Raw genomic sequence first — 24998 nt, 5'->3', positions numbered from 1 at the left:
GTCGCCTTTCTCCTTGAACCCCGCCGGCGTCGCGATCTACTGTAAGGCGAATTCCGAAGTTTGCCACGGGCGCCTCACCTCAGGTCAGTTGAGGACGACGGGCAGGCTGGTGAAGCGTCTCAGAATCGGCACCCGCGCGATCTCCAAGTCATCGGGGTCGACGGCCAGTCGCATTTCTGGGAATTTGCTGATCAGGTTCGAGATCGCGATACCTGCTTCCATCCGAGCAAGTTTCGCGCCCAGGCAGAAGTGTGCGCCTTTGCTGAAGGCGATGTGGCGGTTGGGGGTGCGGGTGATGTCGAAAGTATCGGGATCGTCGAACACCGCGGGGTCGCGGTTTGCCGAGGCCAACAACGGGAGGATCCTCGCCCCGCGCGGGATGGTGACCCCATGCAACTCGATGTCCTCCTGGGGGTGGAACACTTCGGTGCTCCCGATGGTGCCGGTATAGCGCAGGATCTCCTCGACCGCAGAATCGATCAGATCCGGGCGGGTTTTGAGCAGATCAAGTTGGTCGGGGTGGGTCAGCAGAGCGGCGACGCCATTGGCGATCAGGCTGAAGGTGGTTTCCGAGTCGGCGACCACCAGCAGAAACAACATCGCGACGATTTCGTCGTCGGACAGCGTGTCGCCGTCCTCGTTCGCGTGGACCAACATGGTCACGATGTCATCGGCCGGCTCGGCCCGGCGCCGCTCAATCATTTCGCGCACGAACGCGGCCGTGCCCTCTGCCTTGGCCAACATCTGCCCAATCCCATATTGGGGCATTCCCAGCGCCCCGAGCATCTGATTGATCTCGGGGAAGCGGGCCTGGTCGGCTTCATCAGCGCAGACCATCTGGCTGAGCACGGTGAATGTGACTGGCGCCGCGTAGTCGGCCTGCAGGTCGATCTGCTGGCCGGGGGTGAACGCGTCGAGCAGGTCGCCGGTGATGGCGTCGATGCGCTCTGACATACGGGCGATGGCTTTCCGGCCGAACGTGCGACTGGCCAGCTTGCGCAGCCGCGAATGCTCCGGTCGGTCTTTGACGAGCATGCTGTCGGTGGTCAATAGCTGAAATGCCTTGGGTACCGGCAGCAGTGGCTCAGGCCTTTCGATAGTCCGGCGCATGCGATCGTCGGTGAGCAGATCGACGCAGTCCCGGTACCGGGACAGCGCATAGACGTCAGCTTCGCCCAGATAGCTCATCCGAGTTCGATAGACCGGGGCTTCCCGACGTAACTGCTCATAGACCGGGAACGGGTTGGCCACAATGGCCGGGCTGTCCAACACAATCGAGGCGCCCACCGACGTGTCCTGAAACTGCGTGATGATCGCTCCCTTGTGGGTGCTGCATGACCTGTGTCGTAGTGCGGCCGACGGACTTCTAGCGTACGGCCATAGGCTGACGACCCGAAGGTGACGGCCTCATAGGCCTCATAGCGAGATAGCGAGCAAGTCGATGGGAGGTAGTGCGGTGACCACATCGTTCTCATTGCGGGCTGAATTAAAGGGCGTCGAGGTCGCACCGGGGGTGACTTTGCGCTACTGGGAGGCCGGCGCGGGCCGGGTGCTGATGATGTTGCCCGGACTCGGTCATGCCGCGTCGCTGTACAAGCATCAGCTTGAAGGACTGTGCGACGAGTTCCGGGTGATTGCTCTCGATCCCCGTGGTCATGGCGAGTCGGACAAACCCGAGCACGGCTACACCTACTCTACGTTGGCCAAAGACCTCGACGGATTTCTCCGCGCACTCGACCTCAACGACGTGACGATCCTCGGCCATTCCGGTAGCTGCAAAATCATTTTGACCTACCTCGAGCTTTACGGTGATTCTCGACTGCGGGCGATTGTCTTCTCCGACGATTCGCCCTGCCACCTGCGTGACGGAATCTTCAGTGCGGACCAGGCATTGGCCGCGATTGACGCCCTTGAAGGTCCCGATGCCATCACCTTCTCCAAGGGTTTTAGCGACCAATTCCTCACCGACGACGCGGAGGAGTCGGCGAAGGAGGCCTTCTACTGTGAGGGGCTCAAGCTCCCTCGCCCGTACATGGCCAAACTTTTTCGCTGGGCCGCCTTCGGTGATTGGTGGGATGCGTATGCGTTGGTCAAGGTGCCCACCCTGGTCATTGGCGGACGCGCGTCGAAGGTACCCGTGAAAATCACGCAAGGGATCCACGAGGCCGTTCCGGGCTCTTCCTTCGTCGTTTTCGAAGCTGACGAAGGTGGGGGCCACGCGATGTTCTGGGAAGGTCCGCAGAAGTACAACGACTCACTGCGCACATTCATGAGGCCCTCCTAGGGAAAACCTGGTCCAATGTGGTTTCACCAGAGGTGAATTCGTCGCGGTGATGTTTGTCCTTCATCGAAGTACGTTTCAAGCTCGGGCCGGATAGGGTAGGAGTACCGGTGTGATGAACAAGCAGGAGTTGGCTCGAGAGCTCGCCCACCCCGGTGCCCAGAAGCTACTCTCCGGCTCCATGGCCCGGCTCGCCTACAACGGACACGATGGCTTCCCGCGGGTCATCCCCGTCGGGTTCTACTGGACCGGCGAACGCATCGTTGTCTCCACGGCACCGACCTCCCCGAAAGCCCGCGCGCTTTCGGCCCGCCCGGAAGTCGCACTGACGATCGACACCGGCACCACGCCGGGAGAGGCGAAGGCCCTCTTGGTGCGTGGCCTCGCCACACTGGAAACCGTCGACGGCGTCACCGAGGAGTACCTCGCGGCAGCGAGGAGGTCAATGGACGAACCTCAACTTGCCGAATTCGAACGCAACGTGCGGTCGACGTATCAGCAGATGGTGCGCATCTCGATCGAGCCGCAATGGGCGCGGTTTTATGACTTTGACGCTGGCCGGTTACCCGCTTTCCTCACGAACCTCCTCAAGGAGGGTTAGCCAGATTCGATTCGGGATGCGGGCACTCCACTCTGCACACGGCGATAGGCAGGTGCACACTGGTGGGCATGCAGATATGTGAGTCGACGTCACCGCGGGAGGCGTGATCGTGGCCGTCGGGGGGGAGTCCCAGCCGCGTCGCGTGCTGAATGGCCTCTCGGACATACGCGCGTTCTTTCACACGAACAAGGTGCCGCTGTACTTCATCTCGCCGACCCCGTTCAACCTGCTAGGCGTCGACCGCTGGATACGAAACTTCTTCTACCTCACGTACTTTGACTCTTTCGAAGGCACGCACTCTCGCGTGTTCGTGCCCCGGCGACGCGACCGCCGTGATTTCGACTCCATGGACGAGGTGTGCAGCCATCTCTTGTCCGATCCCGAGACACTCGACTTCATCGGGGGCAAAGGTCCCGGTGGCAAGTGCTGCTTTGTGATGATGAACGAGGAAATCCAGGCCCTGGCGCGGCAGGCGGGTCTTGAGGTCATGCACCCGCCCATTGAGTTGCGTCAGCGCCTGGGCTCCAAGATCGTCATGACGCGCCTGGCCAACGAGGCGGGGGTACCGAGCGTGCCCAATGTGATCGGGCGGGCCGGCTCCTACGACGAACTGCTGGCGCTCGCACAAGACGCCGGATTAGGAGATGACCTCGTCATCTCGATCGCCTTTGGCAACGCCGGCAGCGGGACGTTCTTTGTGCACGGTCAGGGCGACTGGGACAAGTGCGCCCGTGACCTGGTCGGGCAGGAACTCAAGGTGATGAAGCGCATTCGCAATGTGGAGGTGTGCCTCGAGGGTGCCGTGACACGTCACGGCACCGTGATCGGCCCCGCGATGACCAGTCTCGTCGGCTATTCGGAGCTGACTCCGCACCGGGGCAGCTGGTGCGGCAATGACATCTGGCGCGAAGTGCTGCCGCCCGCACAGACGCGCGCCGCGCGAGAAATGGTGGGAAAGCTGGGCGACGTCATGCGCCGCGAGGGTTACCGCGGCTACTTCGAGGTGGACCTGCTGCATGACCTCGACTCCAACGAGCTTTACCTCGGCGAGGTGAATCCGCGCCTGAGTGGCGCTAGCCCGATGACGAACCTGACCACCGAGGCCTACGCCGACATGCCGCTGTTTCTCTTTCACCTGCTCGAGTACATGGACGTGGACTACGAGCTCGACATCGACGAGATCAACGCGCGCTGGGAGCGCGGCTATGGCGAGGACGAGGTCTGGGGCCAAGTGATCATCACGGAGACGTCGCCGGATCTCGAGATCTTCACCGCGACGCCGCGCACCGGGGTCTGGCGCATCGACGACGACGGGCGTGTCTCCTTTGCACGGTCCGCCAACGACTGGGCCACACTGCTCGACGGGTCCGAGGCTTTTTACATGCGGGTCGCGGCGCCCGGCGACTTACGTTCCGAGGGCGCCCAACTCGGCGTGCTCGTCACTCGCTCACACCTGCAGACCGACGACTACCGGCTCACCGACCGCTGCCAACGCTGGGTCAAAGGCATGAAGGCGAAGTTCACCTCAACACCCCTGGCGCCCGCCGCGCCGATCGTCTCGCGGCTCGTCGCACGAGCGTGAGCGCCCCGGCGGGTATCTCACTGGACAACTGGCTGTCAGAGCCATATTCGCATTGGTCATTCCAGCACGTCGAAGAGTTCGTGCCGACGGCGCTGATCTCGCGCGGGATCGGGCCCGCCGCAGCGTTACCCGCAGCCAGTGCCCCGATCGCCGAGATCCCGATGACCAACACCGACGGGGTGACCACCACCGTCGGCGCGGTGATGACGGGCACCGCTACCGACGGGTGGGCCGTCGCCCACCGCGGTTCGCTGGTGGTCGAGGAGTATGTTGACGGCTTGCAGGCCGACACCCGACACCTGCTGTTCTCGGTGAGCAAGTCGCTGGTGGCAACCGTGACGGGTGCGCTGCACGAGGCCGGTGCGATCGAGCTGGACGCGCCGGTCACGAAATACGTTCCCGCCCTGGTGAATTCCGGGTACGTCGGTGCGACGGTGCGTCACTTGCTGGACATGAGATCGGGCATCGCCTTCTCAGACAATTACCTTCACCCGACCGCGGAGGTACACATGCTCGACCAGGCGATGGGGTGGGCACCCCGGAGCAGTCCGGACAGCCCCGCCACGCTGCGTGACTACCTGCTGACCTTGCGGCAGAAGTCGGCACACGGCGGTCCGTTCGAATATCGCTCCTGTGAAACCGACGTACTCGGCTGGATCTGCGAGGTCGCCGCCGGCCAGCGGATGCCCGAACTGATGTCGGAACTGCTGTGGAGCCGCATCGGTGCCCAATACGACGCCAGCATCGGCATCGACGCGGACGGCACCGGATTCTTCGACGGCGGCATCAACGCCTGTCTGACCGACATGATCCGGTTCGGGTCGCTGTTCTTGCGCGACGGTGTCTCGTTGATCGGCCAGCAAGTGGTGCCGGCGGCGTGGATCGCCGACACTCTCGACGGCGGTCCGGACTCGCGTCAGGCGTTCGCCGCCGGCCCGGGCGAGAACCAAATGCCCGGCGGGATGTATCGCAACCAAGTGTGGTTTCCCTACCCGGGCAACAACATTGTGTTGTGCCAGGGCATGTGTGGTCAGATGATCTACGTCAACCGGGCCGCGGACCTGATCGCCGCCAAGCTATCCACCCAGCCGGATTTTCAAGACCCGCAGACACTGTTAGACACGTTGCGCGCATTCGATGCGGTGGCAGGCGAACTAGCTGGAATCACTAGTTAGTCGGCGGATGGAATTCGGTGTAACGCTGCACGAACTCGTCACCGGGAACCGGCCATTGCTCAGCATTGGCGCCTCGCACAACCCAGTCACCTTCCGCGGCAGTCGTCGGGCCCTCCAGGGTGTTGATCGTCTCGCCCGGCTGCGCTGGCCGGGCCTGGACTAATCCCTTTCTGCGCCACTGCCCTTCGCCGTCCGGCTCGTAGGTGTCCCGGAAAATGTCATCGCGCACCGACCACATCTTTCCGTCCTCGTGTACCGTCCAATCTCCAGCGGCGGCGTGCATGGTGTGCCCCGAATCTGATGTCCACGTCCACGCTGTACTTCGTTGTTCCGCGGCGACCGACCCGACCCGAGTGAAGGTTTGCCACAGCGGACGTGACCGATAGCCGAGCTGTTGCAGACGCCACAGTGTGGCCGCCAAGCTGCGCACCGCGGCGTTGAGCAGATCCGGATTGCTTTCGACCACCGGCCAGTCGACCAGCTTGTCGTGGATCTTGTGGGTGTCGTCGCGGGGCGAACCGTACTTCCAGCCGTTGCGGCGGTAATAGCGGCACCAGTCCTCGTGTTCTGCCTTCGCCATGTTCATCGCCGAGTTATGGTCGAAACCCATAAGCGAAAGCTGTTCCAGCGCTGACGAATTGGCCATGACGTGTCCGGACAGCTGCACTGGCGGGCTGCCCCAGGTGTTCCAGGTGTGCCCCGCGATCTGTTCGACCATCCGCAGCGCGTTGCGCACCTGACGCCGGTTGGATCCGCGGTAGAACTCGCCCAGCTGAGCCCACGGCAGAGCCGCGGGCGACCGCGGCGCCTTCGGGTCGATCGTGGCGACATAACGTTCGTGGATCAGCCTTGCCGCTCGTTCCCAAGCGTCCTGGACCTGGCCCTCGCGCGTGTCCAGCGCCAGCCCGTAGGGCTGCAACATGCCGACGATCTCCAACGAGTCCTCGGTGCCGCGGGCCTTAGGATCCCAGGCATAGATGGGCATTTCGGGAAAGCGGGCGGCCAGCCGCGCCCCGGTCGTCGAGACCTGGCTGTCGACCAGGATCGCCGCCGTGGTTTTCGGGTCACTATCGCCGATCAGGCGCTGCAAGGTCGACGCCGTCGGCGTCTCGGCCACCGCGTCGATCGCCGGTCCGTCGCACATGACTCCGGCTTGCTGACGGTAAAGCTCGTGATCCCGCAGGTATTCCTCGGCATCGCTTTCGACGAGGGTCAGTGCCGGCAGCGGGCTGCTGCCGGGCGCGGTATAGAAGTCGCGCTCTAGGTGGCGGCGGTTCATGTTGGCACATAGTGCCAGGGTCAATTGTGAAGTCCCGCAGATGAATACGCGCTGTATGGTCTCGGTGGTGATGATGCTGTCGAGGAGCCGGCCGGCGGTAACCGCGTACTTGCCGATCACATCGGCCGCCCATCGGGTGTTGGATCCGCCGAACTGCTGGTCGCGCCATGCTTCGGCCAGCCATGGATCGTCGATGCGCACGATGAGCGGCAACCGCTGCTCGTGGCCGACCTCGGCAAGTCGGCGACTGATCAGGTCCAGCCACGACAGGTTGGTCGCCGGGTCGGCCGACATCAGGTAGAGCCGGCCGAGGCGGCGCCACAGCCGGGGCGACACGAGGGTGGACGGCCTGTTGAAATCCACCAACACCACCCGCGCGCCCTGCCTGCGGGCCCGCTGTACGCGGTCGTCACCCGCGCTGGTGATGACAACCAGGGTGCTGCGCCGGTCCAGCGTCTGCGCGACCGCGCTGATGATCGGTTGGCTGTCCTCATCGATACCCACGATGACGGTGACGGATTCGGCGAGGTTGGCCCGGAGCCTGTCAACCTGCGAATGGAACACGCCGACCACGACGCCGCCCACTCCGATCATGATCGCCGACAGCGTCGCGATCTGTGCCACTTGCAGTCCGACCGGGGTGGGGCTCGGGCAGGTTACCGAGCCTAGCGAGAAGTCACCGACGCTGCCCGTGACCAACTGGGCCGTCGCTACCAGCGGCGTGTACACGGCGGGATGGCTGGCGTCGTGACATCGCCAATACGAGCTGAGACCCAGCACCGCACTCGTGGTGACGAGGCCGGCGACAACCGTGAACGAAAAGCCCACCAATCGGGTACTGCCTTCTGATTGGAAGGCCAGTACACAAACCGTGACCAGCACGGCCACCACAATCCCAACCGTCAGCATCGATCCCGGGCGGCCGAACCACCTCAGCCAGTGCGGCAGCCTGTCCAGGATGGCGGGCTGCAGCGCCAGCGCGGCCAGATAGACGATGAGCAGCAGAGCAATCGCGAACACGGCCCGCCGCACTGCGTAAGAGGTCATCAGGCTGCGACGCATCCGCCGATCTCCTTTCGTGGGATGCTGCACCGCAAATGATGACACTGCAATGGACTATGGGCGACCTCGCGTGAAGAAGCATGTCCTGGTTGTCTCGCCTCACCTGGATGACGCGGTCTATTCCGCTGGCCAATTCCTCGCGGGACGGCCAGGCGCGGTTGTCGTGACCATATTCGCCGGCACTCCCAATCCGCCCCAGAAGAAATCCTGGGACGTCAGCAAATGCGGATTCGCCGACTCGCAGCAAGCGATGCTAGCCCGCAAAGCCGAGGACGGCTCCGCGCTTGCCGTGCTCAACGCGACTCCGGTGCACCTCGACTTCCTCGACAACCAATACGGGCGAGGAGGCGTAGATCTCCGCGCCCTGGCCAACGCAATCCTGGAACAGGCCAAACGGCATCGCCCTGAGTTCGTCGTAGGCCCGCTCGGGTTACGCCATCCCGACCATGTGCGCGTCCGTAAAGCGGTTCTAGCGGCCGAGCTCGATGTGCCGCTTTGGCTATACGGAGATTTGCCCTACCGAATCAGAAAATCGTCATGGCTGCGGGCCGCACTCGACGAGATCAGCCGCCACGGTTACACGCTAGAGCCCGACGACATCGGCACCGGACCTCCCGAGTTGAAACGCGAGGCAGCCGAGCGCTACGAGTCACAGACGAAGCTTTTCGACATCGACAACACGATCATGGTCCCCGAACTCTTCTGGCGCGTTACCCGACAGTGACTCCGAGTCACCGTTTGCCGCGTTGAAATAATAAAGTCAAATTGCGTCGCCGATTAGTGAATCCGCGCGCGAAGGTGAATTCGTCGGTCCGATGAAAGAGGTGTCCTTCGAACAAGACCGCACGGTTCGCGCGATAGGGAATGGCTGTCGGTTCAGCGTGTTGATCCCGGAGGAACTGCCTCACTCGCTCTCCTCCGGAGTTGTATTCGTCGAAGCTCCAACCCTTCGGTGGCCTTTCGTTCCAAATGACGATGCCGCCCCCACTTGGGTCGAGGTTCGCAGAATCGGGGGTGATCCATAGATTCAAAGTGATGTCCGCATCGTCAGCGTGAATATCAGTTCCTGGCAGCTTGGCGTCGTACGCGAATCCCCACCATTGCGACAATCGATGCCCATCAAGCGCTTCGCCGAGCGCTCCTTGGAGCTCTTCTGCTATGGCGAAAAGCGAGATACTGGCGAATCCGTCTTCAGGAAAGGCGCCCATGTAGCCAAATTCGTATGAGTGGCGCCAGACTGTAGATTCCAGGCAGAACCTCTGCACTTGAGCTAACGCGGATGGGGTGAGGAAATCATCGATGACCTGTATCTTCTGCCCGCCGGCCAAGAAGGATTCTTGTATTTGACCGTAATCGACATCCGGGTTCAGGTACTTCGGCAGCCGCTGCTCGGAAACTCTCACGTACGGAAGGTCTGCGAGAACCCGGCCGTTGCTCCCCTGGACGGACACTTGAGGCGCTTTGGCATTTGCTCCGTCGATAATATTGGTGAGCTGACTGCGAACGGCATGAAGTTCTTCAGTCGAAACGCCCGGGAATGCGTGCGCAGCGTCATGGCCGATGGTCAGAATGTGGTCAAGTTGTTCGATATTGTGCAAGGCGAAGTGTGCTGGAACTGAATACTTGTCCGGCGGTGCCGGCTCCTGTTTGCGGCGAAGGTCGGCCACGGCGACGAAGTCCGACAGCGCGGAGGAGTAGTGTCCTAAAGCCGCATTTATCCGCGCACGCAGAGCTCTGGCTGGCGCAGAATGTGGTTCATTTTCTACCGCGACCGAGGCGTAACGAAGTGCTTCGTCATATTCCCCGAGTTCGAGGTACGAAGAAGCAAGCAGGCATATCGCTTCAAGGGTGGGCCACTGTTCCACGACTTTCTGGAGTATTTCCACTGCTGGCTCGAAACTTCTGCTGCGCATCAAACCCTCGGCTTGGCGAAGGGCGTGCACTGCCGATGGGGCAGATTCCGGCATGTGTCTTCCTATTCGTCCTCTTCTGCGGCAGTCATTCGACTGTCAGCGCCGGCGCGTGGAGCGGTCCTGATCACGATTAGAGGGTGTTAACGGATACGTCCGTCGCCCGACGCTTTCCGGCGCTGCCAGTCGAACCAGCATGCGCGCGGCGGTAGCGTGCGCTGCGCGACCCCCAGGGGCCCTAGCGGTGACGTAGGCGGGCGGTCCTGCTGGACACGCTTGAGAGCGTGGAACTTTCAGTCGAACATTGGGAGATCGCTCTTGGTTGACGGTGCAGGCCGGTTCTTATGGGCCGACGAGCTGGACATACCTAAGAAGAACCTGAGTTCGTAGGATTTTCGGTGAGCAGTGGGTGATCACCTCAACAGGTGCATCGTCCAGCAACCTCTGTGGAACCGCAACATCGCTGGCAGCCACGTTATACCCAGGCGTGATAGCAACATCAATCCGGTGCCCTAAAAGTTCACTTTGAAAGTACTTACCGATAGCATGCCGGCCCGTGCCCGCCCCTACTTAAGATAGCTGCGTCCATTGCTAGAGGACCATTTCACACGTTATATCGCGGATTTCCGATTTTGCTGTGGCGCACTTCGCGCATGCGTATCCGACAGGTCGCGGGTCATGTGCCCTCAGGGACAAAACGTGAGACAAGGCGGGATCGGCCCGATCGTCGCGATCATCTGCTGGCGCAGTCCGGTGTCGTAGAGCTGAACCCTCGAAGAGCACCGCCTGGTCATGCTGGGCGGCAACGGTTTCAGCGATCACCGGTCAACACCACGAGACGCCGGCCGCCGGGATCACACCATTAGCCACCACCGTCAGCAGTGCCGCGAGGCCATAGGGGTGCGGCGGCGATAAACATTTCGAGAATGCCAATAGTTTTGAGTGGTTTTAAGCGGATTCTTTTGCTGCAAAATCCCTGCCATCTCGGCTAATTGGCCATTGTATTGGTCGATTTATTCAATCTACTTCTTAGGTATGTTCACCTCTGTTGCCAGCCAAAAACACACGGTGAACCAGACCGAAAACGCCAATACCTAGGTCTTTCCTAAGTACAGCTTCCGGACACCTCGCTCTCTCGGTCATGACAGAAAGGCGCTCAGATGAAGCGTAAACAACACAGCACCAGGCGAAATCGCCGCAACGCGAAAGCGAACCGTCGCGGCCGTGTAGTCGGTTTGGGCACCGCCGCCGGCGCTTTTCTGACCGCCGCGATGACACCCATGGTCGCTGCGCCGCCGGCTCGCGCCGGGGTGCTCGACACGATCATCGACCCCATCATCCAACCCCTTATGGGAGCCGCCAGCCAGGCCGCCGCTGCGGGCACCGCGGCCATCGACGGCCTGGGCGCCGGTGCCCTCGCGGGCCTGCAAACCGGTGCCCTTGAGGGCATCACCAACAGCCTCAATGCCAGCGCCGCCGCCTTTGAAGGTATTCGTTCGGGTGCCTTAGAAGGCATCACCAGCAGCATTAATGCCAGCGCCGCTGCCGTCCAAGTCGGCGGTCTCAGTGCGGCGGTCTCTGCTGCAAACTCCCCTCAGGCTGTACTGAATAACCTCGTTTATAACGCGTTCGACGGTGTCTACACCGGGATTTACACCGCCGGCCAGGGGTGGATTGCCAGCCCGCTCGGTCAAGCAGTGGACGGGCCACTCAATGCGCCGTTCGTTGCCTTGTTCGGGCGCGATCTGATCGGCAACGGCGTCAACGGTTTCACCGGCACCAACACCTCGCCGTTAGGGCAGTGGCTGCCCGTCGGCAACCTCGGCTCCGGCGGGTTCTTGTTCGGCAACGGCGGGGCCGGCGCCAACGGTACCGCCACACACGTCGCCGGTTTTGCCGGCGGTTCGGCCGGGCTGTTCGGCAACGGCGGGCAAGGCGGTACCGCTCTCGCCGGTTCCGGCCCTAATTACGGTATGGGCGGTATGGGCGGCAATGGCGGCTTGCTGATGGGTAATGGCGGTATCGGCGGCGTCGGTGCCATGGGCTCCGCGAGCGGCCTTGGCTATTATCACGGCGGTATCGGCGGTATCGGTGGCAATGCCGGCATACTGTTCGGTAACGGGGGCGCGGGCGGTGTCGGTGGTGCCAATTTCCAAGTTGGAGCATTCGGCACGCGCGGTATGGGTGGTACCGGCGGGAACGGCGCCTGGTTAGTCGGTAACGGCGGTGCTGGTGGTGCTGGCGGCTCGTTTGCTAATTACGGGGGTGGCGGTAAGGGCGGGGCCGGGGGTTTCAGTGGGCTACTGGCAGGTAATGGTGGCGCTGGTGGCGCCGGCGGTAACTCCAGCATCGGCTATTACGTCGGCCCCGGTGGTGCCGGTGGCCTTCCTGGATTTCTTGGCCAGATCGGTGCGGTCGGCCCCAACGGGAACTACGGCTAACACCCCAGTGAACGTGATGGCCTCTGCACGCCCACGAATACCCAGACTACAGACAGCAAAGGAACAACACCCATGCAACAACTAACAGCCCTTCGGCCCCTCGTCACCGCGGGCGCCGCAGCAGTAGGCGCCAGCCTGATCGCCCTCACACCGGCAGTCTCCAACGACGTCGCAGCCGACCTCCAGCACAGCGCTGTCAGTATCGAGGTGCAGCTGGCCGATACTGTGGTGAACCCGATCCAAACTTGGGTCGATTTCTTCCAGGACGCGGCGACGAACCTGCAGGGGCTTTACCAGCAGTGGGCCACGGTTCCGTTCCCCATCCTGCAGCAGGTGGCCGCGAACATGGTCACGTACGCGGACCTGTACGTCACTACCTTCCAAGGTGCGGCGCAGACTGCTACTACCTACTTCACCTCAACCGAGCCAGGCTATTTTTTCCCAGTTATGGAACAGGCTATTGCCGCGTTGATGGTGCCTGACTTCCCCTTGGCGTTTGAATACCTAAATTTTGCGTTATGGTTCGAGCCACTGTTTACAATTTTCGAGCCGCTGGAAAATACTCTGCAAATCGGTACAGGTGTCACACAAAATATCGCGAATGCGTATGCCTATTTCGCTCACCCAATCACTGGTGGGCTGGCAACCGTGAGTACCCCTCTCGTTCTCGGGCCCGGTGACTGGCTGCAATCCATCGGCTACGCTATGCAGGACACTTATAATGCGTTCGCCTCTGGGGACCCGCTGGGGGGGCTGACCGATCTGGTTAACCTCCCGGGCGTAACGGCGCAGGCAATCATCAACGGGGTAGGCTACGGCCCTCAGCCTGACGGTTACGGTTTCCTTACTCCTAAGGCCAACTTTGCGGCGGGCGGCGTATTTTCCGAAGCGATAATCGCGGCCCAGAAGACAGCGGGGTCTATAGCTCTCCCGAACGCTATCAATGACGTTCCGGTTAATCCGACAAACATCGTGGAGGGCGGCAGTCTCGCCGCAGCGGTCCAGGCATTCTTGGCCCAGGCGACCAGTTTTAGCCCGACTGGTTGGCCAGCCCCGAATGTCGTCGTCAATAGCCTCATTAATGTCTTGCAGACTTACTTTGGCCAGGGCAGCTTCTTCAGCGGCGCGGCCGCCGCTGGTGCGGTGCCAGCCGAGTTCGCCGGCTTGGCCCCGTCGATCGCGGCTGACATCGGCAGCCTGGCCCCGTCGCTCGCGGCCGATGTCTCGGGTACTGCTCCGTCGCTCGCGACGAACCTCGCCGGGACGCTGGCACCCGAGCTCGGGACACTCGCAGCCCACCTCCTCACGTCGCTGTTCTGAGTTCTGATGCGGGCCAACCCCGCCCAGCACAGGTAAGCACCACGCCAGTGCTGGGCGGGCAGGGCCCGATCAGCATTGGGCCCGGTAACGGAGGTACCGATGAACAATGCCAACAGTCTGGCCGACCTGGCACCGACAGAAGACTGGTGCCGACCGGGTGCATACGCGGGTACCGCCCTGGCCCGCGAACGTCAGGAAGTGCTTGATTGGGCGCAAGCACGTATCGATGAACTGATCGGTTTAGCCGAAGCCAAAGAACACTTCAGGACGTGGCGCACCGCACTAGAAGCCGACCGGCACCGTGTCGGGCACGGCGGCGCAGTCGGAGAAAACCACCTGGTGTTCCTGGGTGCGCCGGGCACCGCGAAAAAGACGTTCGCCCGGGTGATCGGTGAGGTGTTGTTCGGATGGGACATGATCACCCGCCCAGAAGTCACCGTGGTCACCGCAGCCGACATCACCACAGACGGTCCCTCGGGCAGCCCGGCCAGCAGGATGCAGCAGGCCTGCGCCCGCGCCCGCGGCGGAGTGCTGTTTATCGACGAGGCCTACCAGCTAGTCGCCGACACCAACGGCCCCTGTGTGGGGGTGGAAGCGATCTATGCCCTGTTGACGGGTATGGCGGCCTACCGCCACGAACTGGTGGTCATCATGGCCGGCTATCCCCGCCCGATGCAGGACTTCTTGACAGTCCATGCCGGGCTGGCCGCTCGGTTTCCCTTCACCGTGCACTTCGCCAGCTACACCCCGGCCGACATTGTGGGTATTGGGCGTCGCTTCGCCGCTAGGGAACGCCTGGTGGTCCATGACGCGGCGTGGGATCTGTTGGGTGACGAAGTCATTCGATTGCAGTCCATCCCCTACGGCAACGGCACGCTGCTCGACGTCGCCGGCAACGCCCGCTACATCAGTGAGGTAATCAGGACGTGTCAGCGAGCGCGGACCCGCAGACTACACCGACTAGCACCCCACCGCCGCGACCTAGGACAACTCGTACGCACCAACCCCGGTGTCCTCCAAGTCAGCACCACCGACATGGAACGCGCACTCACCGCAGTACATCCCGCCATCGCCGTAACCACCTAAAACAGCGAAACCCCAACAACACCAACACCTTCGACAACCAGATAACCGTTAATCCACAACTATGGGTCGACGCATCGCACACTTCGGAATCCGGCGACCATGTCCTAAGTCGGGAGATCCTGGGTACGGCCCGGGTATTGTCTTCAGCGGTGGTAAACATGTCCGGTGACTTCAGCTGAGCGATCGCTCTTCTGGAAAAGGCCGAGCCTAATGCAGCGAAGCACCTCCGGACTCTGCTGAACTTGAAGTCCAAAGTGGCCTATACCCATCGATCGGTGATGACGGACGATCACAAGGAGGCGAGCCAAGCGGCCTCGAATCTGGCGCCGAGTCTGCGCTGGTGGCGTCGAGCCTGCATTCAGGTCTAGCTTTTTCGCGGCGGTTTCGCTGTCACCGCAGTCTCGGCGCCTCAGCGAACAGACCGACGAACCTTCGGGCGAGACCACCAGCCTCGAGGCTGCCCGCCGCATCGCGCCCGCGACAGACCAAGGCGGATGACGGAAGATAGTGCGGTGAGTACCCCGTTACTCAAGCTTCCGCGCCCCGTTACTCGCGCCAACGTGACGAAAACTATTGTCCCTGAGGCGTCTAACGGGTAAGCCACACAAGAGATGCATGAATAGGGAGGTCGAAAAGAAATGACAACGATTGAGAACCCAAAGCAGCATCGATTCGCCTTGAACAACGGCAGCGGCGAGATTCCGGCGCTCGGGTTTGGGACTTCGCTTTCCGACAACACCAAGACGCGAAATGCCGTCAAGACCGCCGTCCAGGTCGGGTTCCGTCACCTCGACGCCGCCGAGCGGTACCGCAACGAAGCCGAGGTCGGCGCGGCGCTCAAGGAGTTGTTCGCCGAGGGAACGGTCCGCCGCGAGGACCTGTTTGTCACCACCAAGCTGTGGAACAACAACCATCGACCCGAACGGGTCAAGCCCGCGCTGCAGGCGAGCCTGAACAGACTCGGGCTGGACGCCGTCGATCTGTATCTGGTGCACACGCCGTTCGCGTTCCAGCCCGGCGACGACCAAGATCCCCGCGACATCCACGGAGCCGTCGTCTACGACGATGGAGTCACGCTGGAGGAGACCTGGGCCGCGATGGAAGCCCTTGTGGATGAAGGGTTTACGCGAGCGATAGGCCTGTCCGACATCGACGTCGAAGGCACCCGAAGGATCATCGATACCGCCCGCATCAAACCGGCGGTCGTGGAGGTCGAGTCGCACCCGTATCACCCGCAATGGGAACTCCACGGATTGCGCGAGACAGACGGGATCATCCTGTTGGCGTTCGCTTCGCTGGGCCACGCGCTGGAACCGCGACTGCTCGACGATCCTCTCATCGTGTCGATAGCCCAGCGTCTGGGAAAGACTCCTGCGCAAGTACTTTTGGCCTGGGGCATTCAGCGCGGCACCGCAGTTCTCACGGGATCCGTCACGCCGTCCCGCATCAGCGAGAACTTCGATGTCACCGCGCTTCCCGAGAGCGCGATCCAGGAGATCAGCGAGAATCTGGAAACCCGGATCCGGTTCAATTCCGTTGTCGACGCGGGACAACCGGGATTTGCCGAGGTGCCCCCAGGCAGTTGAAATGCTCGTGAGCGGTCGGGCATGGACCCCATTACCTACTGGGACAGCCAAGTCGGCCACTGGCTTGGCAAGGCGCGAACAGAGGTGGCTGCTGGCCGCACCGAGTCCGCCCAGGCTGCGCGATTGACAGCCGGGACGGCGGCGCTGAGATGGCTGATGCTCCGAGTGGACGAGGAAGGCCCCCATCTGATGCCGCCGGACATTCAAGAACAGTTGGACTTCGAGCAGGTCGCTAGGGACAAGGACAAAATCCTTGCCAGGGTGCATCACCAGGTATGCGCAGAGCTCCTTGCGCTCAAAGTCAGTCGACCGGACGTTTAATCGCCATCCACCTTGGTTCATGGCACTGCCGTTGGTTTTCGCCCGACTTGGGCGATCTTGCTATTCATTCGAAATAAGGACGTCACGGCAGTCATAAGAAACAGCGGCGATCGCAGTGTCAAAAGTATCACGGTTTCGTTATACTTTTGCCATGGCAACTAAGCCGTTGGCGCGAGATGAGCTGTGGGATATCGCTGCCACACAGCTCGGATTTGTGACTGCCCAGCAGGCCGGGGCTGTGGGTATCGACAAGATCGCGATGCAGATGCTTGTGCAGCGCGGCACCCTGACCCGCGTCGCGCACGGCGTCTATCGATTCCCGCAGTTCCCCGTAGGTCAGTACGACCCCTACATGCTCGCCGTGCTGTGGACCCGCGCACCTGAGGCCTGCCTCAGTCACGAAACCGCGCTCGACGCCTATGCCATCAGCGATGTAAACCCGCACCGCATCCATGTCACGATCGCCAAACGTCGACGCCTGCGCCGCGCCGGCGATGGCGATTACGCCATCCACCGAGAAGATCTCGCGCCCACCCAGATCGGCTGGTGGCAGGAGATCCCCACCGTCACACCGGTGACGGCCATCGCCCAGTGTGTCGCCTACGGCACTCCGACGTACCTGCTCCGGCAGGCCATCGACCGCGGTCACGCCCAGGGCTATCTGACGACCGCCGAAAGCGGTGAGCTGGCCAAAGCATTGGAAGCGCGTCATGACTGACGGGCGTCGTGGTTCCCGGCTTGCCGCGTTGTTGGGCACATTGGCGCCGAAGACGAAACAGCCGGCGTCGACCGCCGTTCTGAACCAATGGATCGCACAAGCCGAGGGCAAGCTCGGACCCGAGGCCAAGGGCGGCCGACTCGGCTGGCTCGTGGCGTCGTCAGTCGCGATCGCGTGCGTCCAACGCGCTATCGATGTCGATGGACGGCAGCTATTCCTCCTCAAGGGCGGCACACTGTTGCAGCATCGGCTGCCCACTACCGCACGCCCCACCAAGGACATCGACGGTCTCGTCCGCGGCGATCTAAACGCGTTTTTTCTCGCGTTGGAAGGCGCGCTGGCCGAGCCGTGGGGACCTCTGACGCTGCGTCGAGGCGAGATCGAGGTCGTCAACGTTCCGACCAAGATCATCAAGCCACGTCGGTTTGACGTCATCATTGCGCTGCGCGGCGTCACTTGGCGGCGCATCCAATTCGAAGTCTCTGCCGATGAATCAGGCATCGGCCAAGACTTTGAAGTCATCGAGCCGCCGCCATTGGATGGGTTCGGCCTCCCTAACCCCGACATCCTCGTTGGGATCGCTATGCGCTTTCAGATTGCGCAGAAGATCCACGCCGTCTCTGATCCGCACGATCCGCCAGATTCCATCAACGATCGCGCCCGCGATGTCGTCGACCTGCTGCTGCTGCGCGACCTCGCCGCTGAGGCCCGAAGTCCGACACTTGCCGAGATCCATGCTGCCGCAGCTGCGCTGTTCCAGGCCCGCGCTGACGAAGCCTACCAACTTGGATTGCCGGAAAGAGCCTGGCCGCCAACCGTTGTCGGGCACACCCATTGGGACGCCGACTACAAACGGGCCGCGGCTTCGGCTGGCCTCCAACTGTCCCTCGACGCTGCGGTCTCTGCAGTCAATGCCTGGATTGGTCAGATCGACAACACCTGACGCGGGCTGTGCGCCACACGCGGATCGTGCACCGGCAATGAACCACGGTGCACGGCCTAATAGCATCTGGAAGGCATCGGGAAGGATTATCGAATGTTCGGTTACCTACTAGCACTGAGCCCGATTCAACAGTCGCTAGTGAAGATCGATACCACAACCGGTGAGTCGAGCACTTTGGTTGACGGCTTGACCGACGGGCCCGATGGCATCGCCGTCGATCCGGATCGAAAATTCGTCTACTGGACCAATATGGGCGCACCGGAGTTACCCGAAGGGCAAGCCCCAAAAACAGACGACGACTTGGACTTTTATCGCGCAAACGGATCACTGGAGCGCGTCAAGATAGACGGCACGGAGCGCACCTACCTCCTGCCTGTCGGATCGTTTGTCACCGGGAAACAGTTAGCGGGGGCCTGGTCGGCCGGGCGACTGTATTGGTCTGACCGGGAGGGCGCCGCTGTGCGAAGCGTGCGGCTCGACGGTACTGACCTGCGTGACGAGGTCGTGGTCGCCACCGCCGAAGCCGATCGCCGGATGCGGCGCAACCAGTGCGTCGGCGTCGCCGTCGACGAACGACACGGGCTGCTGTACTGGACACAGAAGGGCCCGGCGAACGGCAATGACGGTCGGATCTTTCGCACGTCGCTCAACGCACCTGTCGGTGAACGTCAGATCGAGGTCCTCTGGTCGCAGCTTCCCGAACCCATCGATATGGAACTCGACCTGGACACCAACACGATGTATTGGACGGACCGCGGCGATCCGCCGCTCGGAAACACCTTGAACAAGGCCGCGATACCGGCGGTGGGTGAGCCCGGCGGCGACGTGACCGTGGTCGCGGGTAACTATCACGAGGCCATTGGCCTTGCCGTCGATACCCAAGCCGGCGTCGTATACGTCAGCGATCTCTCCGGACAGATTTGTGCCGTGCGGCTTGACGGAGGTGGCGAGCAGCTTGTCTTCAAGACCGACAAGCCGTTAACCGGAATCGCCGGCGTGTAGCCATGATTCACCGATACGTCGCGTTGTACTACACGCCAGGGTGGGGGAATTTTTCCACGGTATTGGTCGCGTTGATGGCGGTCATTGTCAGCGTGGTGGTCAGCGTAATCACCTTGAGACGCAATGCCATTCATTTTGAACAAAGTCGCTTGGACGCGCGCAACGACAAGCTGAGGGCGGAGGTGATCGACTTGATCAGCGCGCTTTCCCAACGCAGCTCGCAGGTTGAGATCGTTGTCCAACGTATACGACAACTTGAGAGCGTTGACCGACAGGCAATCCACCAGCACGTCAACGAAATGTTCTCCGACGACCTCTGGGATTCCTATCGGCGGGCAACCTCCCACGCATTCGCCGTTCTGACCCTCACCGAAGACGGGGGAGTCGCTGAGGCAATCGGCCTCATCCTTGGGGCACTCGGGAAAATTCGACAACTGATTGCTGCCGCCGCGGCTAACCCGTCGGCGGCTCACGTGGTCGAGCGTGCTGAGGTTGACAAGCTCGGCCACGTAATCGACGCCGCCACCACGCAACTTAAGTCGTACGCCGTCTGCAAATTGGGTGTTACCGCCTACGACGATCACGGGCGCCCGCTAGACAAGCTCAACATATTTTCCTCGGAATAACCCACCGAGGCGAGATTGGTGTTCGTCAGGTCGTATAGCGATCCACAAAGTTTGCTGCAATTGCTCACTCGCGAAAGACATGAAAATCTGAGAAAAACAATAAACCTGAGAAAATGCCGTGTTGGCGTGGGGTGGCGCGGCGTGGTGGTGGTTTAGAGGTCGCCGAGTTGGAGGTGTCGGGTTTCGGTGAGGGCGCGTTCGGCGGCGGTGTCTTGGCTGTAGCGGTCGACCATTTGTCGGGTGCGCCAGCCGGCCATTTGCATGAGGGAGCCTTCGCTGCCGCCGTGGGAGAGGTAGCGGCTGGCGAAGGTGTGCCTTAGCCGGTGGAGGTGGAAGCCTTCGATGCCTGCCGCGGTGGCACGCGCGAGCAGTGAGGTGCGTAGGCCTTGGTAGCTGAGGTGATCACCACTGCCTGTTTCGGTGAGCCACAGTGAGGAGGTGTGGCTTAGGGGGTGGTGTCTACGTATGCGTAGGTAGCGGTCGACGACGGCGCCGGTGTGTGCTTCGAAGGGGACGTAGCGGCCTTTGCCGCCCTTGCCTTTTCGGATGGTGACCACACCTTCGACGAGGTCGATATCGCGCACCGATAGTGCTAAGAGTTCGCCGGCGCGCATGCCGGTTTCCATGAGTAGGCGTAGGCAGGCTTCGTCGCGGCGGTCGTGGAGGTGGGTGCCGGCGCAGGCTTTGAGCATCAATCGCAGTTCGTCGTCGGTGAGGCGTTCTACTACTTTGATGTCGATTTTGGGGGATTTGAGGCCGAGGAAGGGGTCGCGTTCGATGACTTTTTCGTCGGCGAGCCAGGCGGCGAAGCGGCGGACGGCTTGTTGGCGGATGCGGGCGGTGGCTGGTTCGGCGCCGACGCTTAGTAGGTGGGTGGTCCAGCGCTGCAGAGTGGGCCGGGTGAAGGGGTGTTCACCGACCCCGGTTGCGCACCAGGTGAGGTAGTAGCGGGCGCCTCGGATGTAGGAGTCGATGGTGTAGGAGGCTTTGCGATCGGACTGCATGGCCAGTTGCCAACGGGGCAGCAGTGTGACCAGGTCCTGGGAGGTGGCGACGTCGGTAAGCATTTCAAAATGATAGTAATTTATGGGCCATTACGGACAGGTTTTTTGCTGGGAATTCCATAAAATTTGCCGTCTAATTGACCATTTCTGCGGCAATTACTCAATGTAATTTTCGAGTACGTTTAGCGTGTCATTACCGAAATGTATCAAAGGAGATGGTCGTGGATCTTGCAGCCCGCCCCCGCGACCTCGAACAACTCCTCCGCGTCGACCTCTGCATCCTGCACATCAGCGCTGGAGGCATGAAACACGCCATCGCCGCGGCACACCCAGCCATAGCTGTGGCAGCGGGAAGGTGAAATAGCTTGCAGCTGCTGGCTTTTGGCTCATGGGCCAGTGCACCCTCTGGTTTGGAGGCGGGGTCAGGTGAGGGGAGCTGGACATACCTAAGAGAAACCTGAGTCCGCAGGATTTTCGGTGAGTAGTGGGTGATCACCTCAACGGAAGCATCATCCAGCAATCTCTATGTCGGCATAAAATTGCTGGCAGTCGCGCTATGCATATGTAGCAGCAACGCCAATATGACACAGGAATTGTTCGCTGTGAAAGTACCTGTCGATAGCATGCAGGCACCGCGCTCGCCCGCTACTCAAGATAGCTGCGTCCATTGCTAGGGGGCCATTTCACACGGTATATCGCGGGATCGTTGGCGGGCACGCTAGCCGTCGAGCTCCCATCGCTGGCGTTGCACATTCTGTCGGCGCTGTAAGTCCCTGCAAGGCCCGTATTGCTGTGGCGTGTGCCGGTGGCGTGATCGAGGCCGCTGGCACACGGCCCGATGTGGGAGGTGCTGATGTCTGCTCTTTGGAGAGAATGGGATGATGACGAAGAAGACATCGCCGACGAAAGTATGTGTCGAAGTTTTTGATTGGGCGCAGGCGCGTATCGATGAATTGATCGGTTTGACCGAAGCCAAAGAACGATTCACGTTGTGGCGCAAAGCACTTGAGAGTGACGGTGGGACAGTGCTGTCCGGCGCGGACAACCAAATGGTGTTTCTGGGCGCGCCGGGCACCGCGAGAAAGACGTTCGCCCGGGTAATCGGTGAAGGGTTATTTGGGCTAGGCATGATCACCCGCCCCACCGTCATCGAGATCAACGCCAACGATATTGCGGTGGGTGGTTTGTCGCGTAGCGCGGTGCGGATGCGATCGCCATGCTGCAGACCTGCATGGCGGAATACCGCGACGAACTCGTCGTCATCGCCGCCGGTTACCCCGGCCCCATGCACGACTTCCTCACCACCCACGCCGGGCTAGCCGCTCAATTCCCAACCACTATGACTTTCGCCAGCTACACCCCTGAAGAAATCGTTACCATCGGGCGCCACCTCGCCAGCAAAGAACATCTGATCGTCGAAGGCGCCGCATGGGAACTGCTAGGCGCGGAAGCGGCCCGGCTGCAGTCAATCCCGTACGGCAACGGCACGCTGCTCGACGCTTTCGGTAACGCCCACTACGCCCGTGACGTCACTGCCGCCTGCCGACGAGCGCGAATCCGCCGACTACACCGACTCGCACCAAGGCCCCGCGACCTCGAACAACTCCTCCGCACCAACTCCCACATCCTGCACATCAGCGCCGGCGACATGAAACATGCCATCGCCGCAGCCCACCCAGCCATAGCCGTAGCAATCTGACCAGTGCGATGAGCCCGTCAGACTGAGATTCCTGGCGGCCGCTTGCGTGCGCGTTGGTAGGCGGCTCGATATTGCTCAACGGGTAGATCGAGCAGCATCGCCAAGGTGAAGGCATTGGCATCAGTGAGCGCTATGTCCGCGCGTTCGATGCCGCGCAGGGTAGTAGTGGCGATTTTGGCTGCCGCTGCCAGTTGCGGCTGGGTGACTCCTTTAATTACGCGCCAGTCGCCGGGGTAGCGCTCGTCGGGCGAAATGATGACGACCTGCTCGATCGGGGTCTTGAGTATTTCCATGACGCGGGCCAGCAGATCAACTTGCGGGGTGCGGGTCCCGGCTTCCCAAGCATGGATGGTGGATTGGCCGACGTCGGCCAGCCGGGCAAGGTCGGACACGCTTAGGCCGCGGTGACGGCGGGCGTTGGCGAACTGTTGCGCACTGAATCCACGCAGCACTCGCCTGGTCATGCGGTGCCTGCGGAGGTCATGGCATGACAGACTCACCGATTTGCGCGCCGATAGGTCAATCCGGGCGTTATAACGTGTTGTCATAAAGTAGAGTTCACGAATCAAGGCCACGAGCTGGGCGTTTCCAGCCATTTGGTGCGCGCGCAAAAAGGACCACGTTCTTATCACGGGTTGGGTTAGGAGACAGGAATGTCGTTTGTGATCGCGGTTCCGAACCTGTTGGCATCGGCGGTAGCGGATGTGTCGGGTATCGGTTCGTCGCTCGACGCGGCGTACTCCGCGGCGGCGATCCCAACCACCGCGTTGATGCCCGCCGCTGGTGATGAGGTGTCGGCGGCGATCGCGTCGCTATTTTCCAGTCACGCCCGGCAATATCAGGCGCTCAGTGCTCAGGCGGCGGCGTTTCATGCCGAGTTCGTGCAGGCGCTGAACGGGGCTGGTAGCGCATATGTGGCCGCGGAGGCGGCGAATGTCTCGCCGTTGGTGGCCGCGGTGCAGGAGGCCCAGGGCCCGGGGCTGTTTACGCCGATCCTGGATCTGACGGGACGCCCGCTGATCGGCAACGGCGCTAATGGGGCGCCCGGAACGGGGCAGGCCGGTGGGGCCGGCGGGTGGTTGTGGGGCAATGGTGGCAACGGCGGGTCCGGGGCACCGGGGCAGGCTGGCGGCGCCGGTGGGTCGGCATTCCTGTTCGGCAACGGCGGTATAGGCGGGGCCGGCGGGACCGGCACGGCCGGTGTGACCACCACGGGTGGTGCCGCCGGTGGGAGCGGCGGGGTCGGTGGTGTGGGTGGGGCCGGTGGTAACGGCGGGTTGTTGTTCGGGTCGGGTGGTCACGGCGGTGCCGGTGGTCAAGGCGGCAGCGGCGGTACCAGCGGTAACGGCAGTGGTGGCGGTAGCGGGAGTGCCGGCGGCGCTGGCAGCGAGCCCAGTGGTCGTATCGGCGGGGCCGGTGGTGTCGGCGGGGCCGGTGGGGCCGGCGGGCTGGGCGACCTCTATGTCGCCAACTCCAACAGCGGCACGGTGTCAGTAATCAATCCGGTCACCGATGCCGTCGTGGCCACCATCCCGGTCGGCTCGACCCCGGAGGGGGTGGCGGTCAGCCCCACCGGGGACACCGTCTACATCACCAACCTCGGCAGCGGCACGGTGTCGGTAATCAACGCCTCCACGGACACCGTGACCGGCACTATCACCGTCGGCTCGGACCCGGCCGGGGTGGCGGTCAGTCCCATCGGGGGCACCGTCTATGTCACCAACGCCAGCAGCGGCACGGTGTCAGTGATCAACCCGGTCACCGACACCGTGACCGGCACCATCGCCATCGGCCCCATGGACCCGGCCGGGGTGGCGGTCAGCCCCACCGGGGGCACCGTCTACGTCACCCACCCCGGCAGCGACACGCCGAGCGGCACGGTGTCAGTGATCAACGCCTCCACGGACACCGTGACCGGCACTATCACCGTTGGCTCGGGCTCGGAGGGGGTGGCGGTCAGCCCCACCGGGGGCACCGTCTATGTCGCCAACTCTAACCGCGGCACGGTGTCAGTGATCAACGCCTCCACGGACACCGTGACCGGCACCATCGCCATCGGTCCCACGGACCCGGCCGGGGTGGCGGTCAGCCCCACCGGGGGCACCGTCTACGTCACCAACGCCAGCAGCGGCACGGTGTCAGTGATCAACGCCTCCACGGACACCGTGACCGGCACTATCACCGTCGGCACGACCCCGGATGGGGTGGCGGTCAGCCCCACCGGGGGCACCGTCTATGTCACCAATCTCGGCAGCGACACGGTGTCAGTGATCAACCCGGTCACCGATGCCGTCGTGGCCACCATCCCGGTCGGCTCAGACCCGGCCGGGGTGGCGGTCGAGTAGGCCGCGTTCAGCAATCA

The 24998-nt window shown here is 62.2% G+C and carries 23 protein-coding genes; 18 read left to right on the top strand and 5 right to left on the bottom strand.

The window, feature by feature from the left end:
- Nucleotides 1-84 precede the first annotated feature (84 nt).
- Nucleotides 85-1287, bottom strand: a complete 1203-nt coding sequence (locus tag G6N25_RS22185) for a cytochrome P450 family protein (protein ID WP_142272806.1) — start codon at nt 1285-1287, stop codon at nt 85-87.
- Nucleotides 1288-1456: 169 nt separating this feature from the next.
- Between G6N25_RS22185 and G6N25_RS22180 the strand changes: the two genes are divergently transcribed.
- The 4 genes from G6N25_RS22180 (at nt 1457) to G6N25_RS22165 (ending at nt 5639) form a co-directional block, all read left to right on the top strand.
- Nucleotides 1457-2284 carry an alpha/beta fold hydrolase gene (locus G6N25_RS22180; RefSeq protein ID WP_158084918.1) on the top strand — a complete coding sequence of 276 codons (828 nt, stop codon included), beginning with the start codon at nt 1457-1459 and terminating at the stop codon, nt 2282-2284.
- Between the two features lie 112 nt (nt 2285-2396).
- Entirely contained in the window at nt 2397-2882 is a 486-nt protein-coding gene (locus G6N25_RS22175) for a pyridoxamine 5'-phosphate oxidase family protein (protein ID WP_083076124.1), read from the top strand.
- Between the two features lie 103 nt (nt 2883-2985).
- Nucleotides 2986-4464: a biotin carboxylase gene (locus tag G6N25_RS22170; RefSeq protein WP_083076126.1), complete on the top strand. Its 1479-nt coding sequence runs from the start codon at nt 2986-2988 to the stop codon at nt 4462-4464.
- Nucleotides 4461-5639: a serine hydrolase domain-containing protein gene (locus G6N25_RS22165; protein WP_083076128.1), complete on the top strand. Its 1179-nt coding sequence runs from the start codon at nt 4461-4463 to the stop codon at nt 5637-5639. Before G6N25_RS22170 ends, G6N25_RS22165 begins: the two co-directional genes overlap by 4 nt.
- On the opposite strand, the gene G6N25_RS22160 is transcribed toward G6N25_RS22165, so the two are convergent.
- Nucleotides 5632-7980, bottom strand: a complete 2349-nt coding sequence (locus tag G6N25_RS22160) for a hypothetical protein (RefSeq protein WP_083076130.1) — start codon at nt 7978-7980, stop codon at nt 5632-5634. The two genes, G6N25_RS22165 and G6N25_RS22160, sit on opposite strands and share 8 nt — an antisense overlap.
- A 70-nt stretch (nt 7981-8050) precedes the next feature.
- On the opposite strand from G6N25_RS22160, the gene G6N25_RS22155 reads away from it, so the two are divergent.
- Nucleotides 8051-8704 carry a PIG-L family deacetylase gene (locus G6N25_RS22155; protein ID WP_232065886.1) on the top strand — a complete coding sequence of 218 codons (654 nt, stop codon included), beginning with the start codon at nt 8051-8053 and terminating at the stop codon, nt 8702-8704.
- 7 nt (nt 8705-8711) lie between these two features.
- On the opposite strand, the gene G6N25_RS22150 is transcribed toward G6N25_RS22155, so the two are convergent.
- Nucleotides 8712-9947, bottom strand: coding sequence for a tetratricopeptide repeat protein (locus G6N25_RS22150; protein ID WP_142272807.1), 1236 nt, complete (start codon nt 9945-9947; stop codon nt 8712-8714).
- A 1103-nt stretch (nt 9948-11050) separates the two neighbouring features.
- Here G6N25_RS22150 and G6N25_RS24255 point away from each other — a divergent pair.
- From G6N25_RS24255 to G6N25_RS22105, 9 genes are all read left to right on the top strand, one after another.
- A complete protein-coding gene (locus G6N25_RS24255; protein WP_158084919.1) occupies nt 11051-12331 on the top strand; it encodes a PGRS repeat-containing protein in 1281 nt (426 codons plus the stop codon).
- A 72-nt stretch (nt 12332-12403) separates the two neighbouring features.
- Nucleotides 12404-13651 (top strand): hypothetical protein, encoded by a 1248-nt coding sequence (locus tag G6N25_RS22140; protein ID WP_083076134.1) that lies wholly within the window; start codon nt 12404-12406, stop codon nt 13649-13651.
- Between the two features lie 99 nt (nt 13652-13750).
- The gene (locus tag G6N25_RS22135) at nt 13751-14737 is read left to right on the top strand and encodes an AAA family ATPase (protein ID WP_083074038.1); all 987 of its coding nucleotides are present in this window, start codon (nt 13751-13753) and stop codon (nt 14735-14737) included.
- 638 nt (nt 14738-15375) lie between these two features.
- Nucleotides 15376-16323 (top strand): aldo/keto reductase, encoded by a 948-nt coding sequence (locus G6N25_RS22130; protein WP_083074039.1) that lies wholly within the window; start codon nt 15376-15378, stop codon nt 16321-16323.
- A 21-nt stretch (nt 16324-16344) separates the two neighbouring features.
- Nucleotides 16345-16644 carry a hypothetical protein gene (locus G6N25_RS22125; RefSeq protein ID WP_083074040.1) on the top strand — a complete coding sequence of 100 codons (300 nt, stop codon included), beginning with the start codon at nt 16345-16347 and terminating at the stop codon, nt 16642-16644.
- A gap of 151 nt (nt 16645-16795) precedes the next feature.
- Nucleotides 16796-17362 carry a type IV toxin-antitoxin system AbiEi family antitoxin domain-containing protein gene (locus G6N25_RS22120; protein ID WP_083074041.1) on the top strand — a complete coding sequence of 189 codons (567 nt, stop codon included), beginning with the start codon at nt 16796-16798 and terminating at the stop codon, nt 17360-17362.
- Complete coding sequence (locus G6N25_RS22115) at nt 17355-18305, top strand: nucleotidyl transferase AbiEii/AbiGii toxin family protein (RefSeq protein WP_083074042.1); 951 nt, start codon at nt 17355-17357, stop codon at nt 18303-18305. The genes G6N25_RS22120 and G6N25_RS22115 overlap by 8 nt, the downstream gene beginning before the upstream one ends.
- 93 nt (nt 18306-18398) lie before the next feature.
- Nucleotides 18399-19307: a hypothetical protein gene (locus G6N25_RS22110; protein ID WP_083074043.1), complete on the top strand. Its 909-nt coding sequence runs from the start codon at nt 18399-18401 to the stop codon at nt 19305-19307.
- A gap of 74 nt (nt 19308-19381) precedes the next feature.
- The gene (locus G6N25_RS22105; protein WP_142272622.1) at nt 19382-19933 is read left to right on the top strand and encodes a hypothetical protein; all 552 of its coding nucleotides are present in this window, start codon (nt 19382-19384) and stop codon (nt 19931-19933) included.
- A gap of 152 nt (nt 19934-20085) precedes the next feature.
- On the opposite strand, the gene G6N25_RS22100 is transcribed toward G6N25_RS22105, so the two are convergent.
- A complete protein-coding gene (locus tag G6N25_RS22100; protein ID WP_142272623.1) occupies nt 20086-21000 on the bottom strand; it encodes a tyrosine-type recombinase/integrase in 915 nt (304 codons plus the stop codon).
- 158 nt (nt 21001-21158) lie between these two features.
- Here G6N25_RS22100 and G6N25_RS22095 point away from each other — a divergent pair, with 158 nt between their 5' ends.
- The 3 genes from G6N25_RS22095 to G6N25_RS22085 all read left to right on the top strand — a co-directional run bounded on the left by G6N25_RS22095 (nt 21159) and on the right by G6N25_RS22085 (nt 22636).
- The gene (locus G6N25_RS22095) at nt 21159-21296 is read left to right on the top strand and encodes a hypothetical protein (protein WP_158084872.1); all 138 of its coding nucleotides are present in this window, start codon (nt 21159-21161) and stop codon (nt 21294-21296) included.
- Between the two features lie 522 nt (nt 21297-21818).
- Nucleotides 21819-22256, top strand: coding sequence for a hypothetical protein (locus tag G6N25_RS22090; RefSeq protein ID WP_142272624.1), 438 nt, complete (start codon nt 21819-21821; stop codon nt 22254-22256).
- Nucleotides 22169-22636, top strand: coding sequence for a hypothetical protein (locus G6N25_RS22085; protein ID WP_158084873.1), 468 nt, complete (start codon nt 22169-22171; stop codon nt 22634-22636). The genes G6N25_RS22090 and G6N25_RS22085 overlap by 88 nt, the downstream gene beginning before the upstream one ends.
- A 17-nt stretch (nt 22637-22653) precedes the next feature.
- Here G6N25_RS22085 and G6N25_RS22080 read toward each other — a convergent pair whose 3' ends face one another.
- Nucleotides 22654-23100: a helix-turn-helix transcriptional regulator gene (locus G6N25_RS22080; RefSeq protein ID WP_372506675.1), complete on the bottom strand. Its 447-nt coding sequence runs from the start codon at nt 23098-23100 to the stop codon at nt 22654-22656.
- A 189-nt stretch (nt 23101-23289) separates the two neighbouring features.
- Here G6N25_RS22080 and G6N25_RS22075 point away from each other — a divergent pair, with 189 nt between their 5' ends.
- A complete protein-coding gene (locus G6N25_RS22075; RefSeq protein WP_163672531.1) occupies nt 23290-24981 on the top strand; it encodes a PE domain-containing protein in 1692 nt (563 codons plus the stop codon).
- Nucleotides 24982-24998 lie beyond the last annotated feature (17 nt).

Origin of the sequence: Mycobacterium heidelbergense (genome assembly GCF_010730745.1) — a bacterium.
GTDB lineage: Bacteria > Actinomycetota > Actinomycetes > Mycobacteriales > Mycobacteriaceae > Mycobacterium > Mycobacterium heidelbergense.
This window is presented reverse-complemented; position numbering and strand designations above follow the sequence as displayed.

What these genes read in the sequence shown, in the direction of transcription:
- G6N25_RS22135 (WP_083074038.1), top strand. Translation starts at nt 13,751, where the DNA reads ATGAACAATGCCAACAGTCTGGCCGACCTGGCACCGACAGAAGACTGG.
- G6N25_RS22075 (WP_163672531.1), top strand. Translation starts at nt 23,290, where the DNA reads ATGTCGTTTGTGATCGCGGTTCCGAACCTGTTGGCATCGGCGGTAGCG.
- G6N25_RS24255 (WP_158084919.1), top strand. Translation starts at nt 11,051, where the DNA reads ATGAAGCGTAAACAACACAGCACCAGGCGAAATCGCCGCAACGCGAAA.
- G6N25_RS22160 (WP_083076130.1), bottom strand. Translation starts at nt 7,980, where the DNA reads ATGCGTCGCAGCCTGATGACCTCTTACGCAGTGCGGCGGGCCGTGTTC.
- G6N25_RS22140 (WP_083076134.1), top strand. Translation starts at nt 12,404, where the DNA reads ATGCAACAACTAACAGCCCTTCGGCCCCTCGTCACCGCGGGCGCCGCA.
- G6N25_RS22080 (WP_372506675.1), bottom strand. Translation starts at nt 23,100, where the DNA reads ATGACCAGGCGAGTGCTGCGTGGATTCAGTGCGCAACAGTTCGCCAAC.
- G6N25_RS22120 (WP_083074041.1), top strand. Translation starts at nt 16,796, where the DNA reads ATGGCAACTAAGCCGTTGGCGCGAGATGAGCTGTGGGATATCGCTGCC.
- G6N25_RS22105 (WP_142272622.1), top strand. Translation starts at nt 19,382, where the DNA reads ATGGCGGTCATTGTCAGCGTGGTGGTCAGCGTAATCACCTTGAGACGC.
- G6N25_RS22090 (WP_142272624.1), top strand. Translation starts at nt 21,819, where the DNA reads ATGACGAAGAAGACATCGCCGACGAAAGTATGTGTCGAAGTTTTTGAT.
- G6N25_RS22115 (WP_083074042.1), top strand. Translation starts at nt 17,355, where the DNA reads ATGACTGACGGGCGTCGTGGTTCCCGGCTTGCCGCGTTGTTGGGCACA.
- G6N25_RS22125 (WP_083074040.1), top strand. Translation starts at nt 16,345, where the DNA reads ATGGACCCCATTACCTACTGGGACAGCCAAGTCGGCCACTGGCTTGGC.
- G6N25_RS22175 (WP_083076124.1), top strand. Translation starts at nt 2,397, where the DNA reads ATGAACAAGCAGGAGTTGGCTCGAGAGCTCGCCCACCCCGGTGCCCAG.
- G6N25_RS22085 (WP_158084873.1), top strand. Translation starts at nt 22,169, where the DNA reads ATGGCGGAATACCGCGACGAACTCGTCGTCATCGCCGCCGGTTACCCC.
- G6N25_RS22100 (WP_142272623.1), bottom strand. Translation starts at nt 21,000, where the DNA reads ATGCTTACCGACGTCGCCACCTCCCAGGACCTGGTCACACTGCTGCCC.
- G6N25_RS22150 (WP_142272807.1), bottom strand. Translation starts at nt 9,947, where the DNA reads ATGCCGGAATCTGCCCCATCGGCAGTGCACGCCCTTCGCCAAGCCGAG.
- G6N25_RS22130 (WP_083074039.1), top strand. Translation starts at nt 15,376, where the DNA reads ATGACAACGATTGAGAACCCAAAGCAGCATCGATTCGCCTTGAACAAC.
- G6N25_RS22110 (WP_083074043.1), top strand. Translation starts at nt 18,399, where the DNA reads ATGTTCGGTTACCTACTAGCACTGAGCCCGATTCAACAGTCGCTAGTG.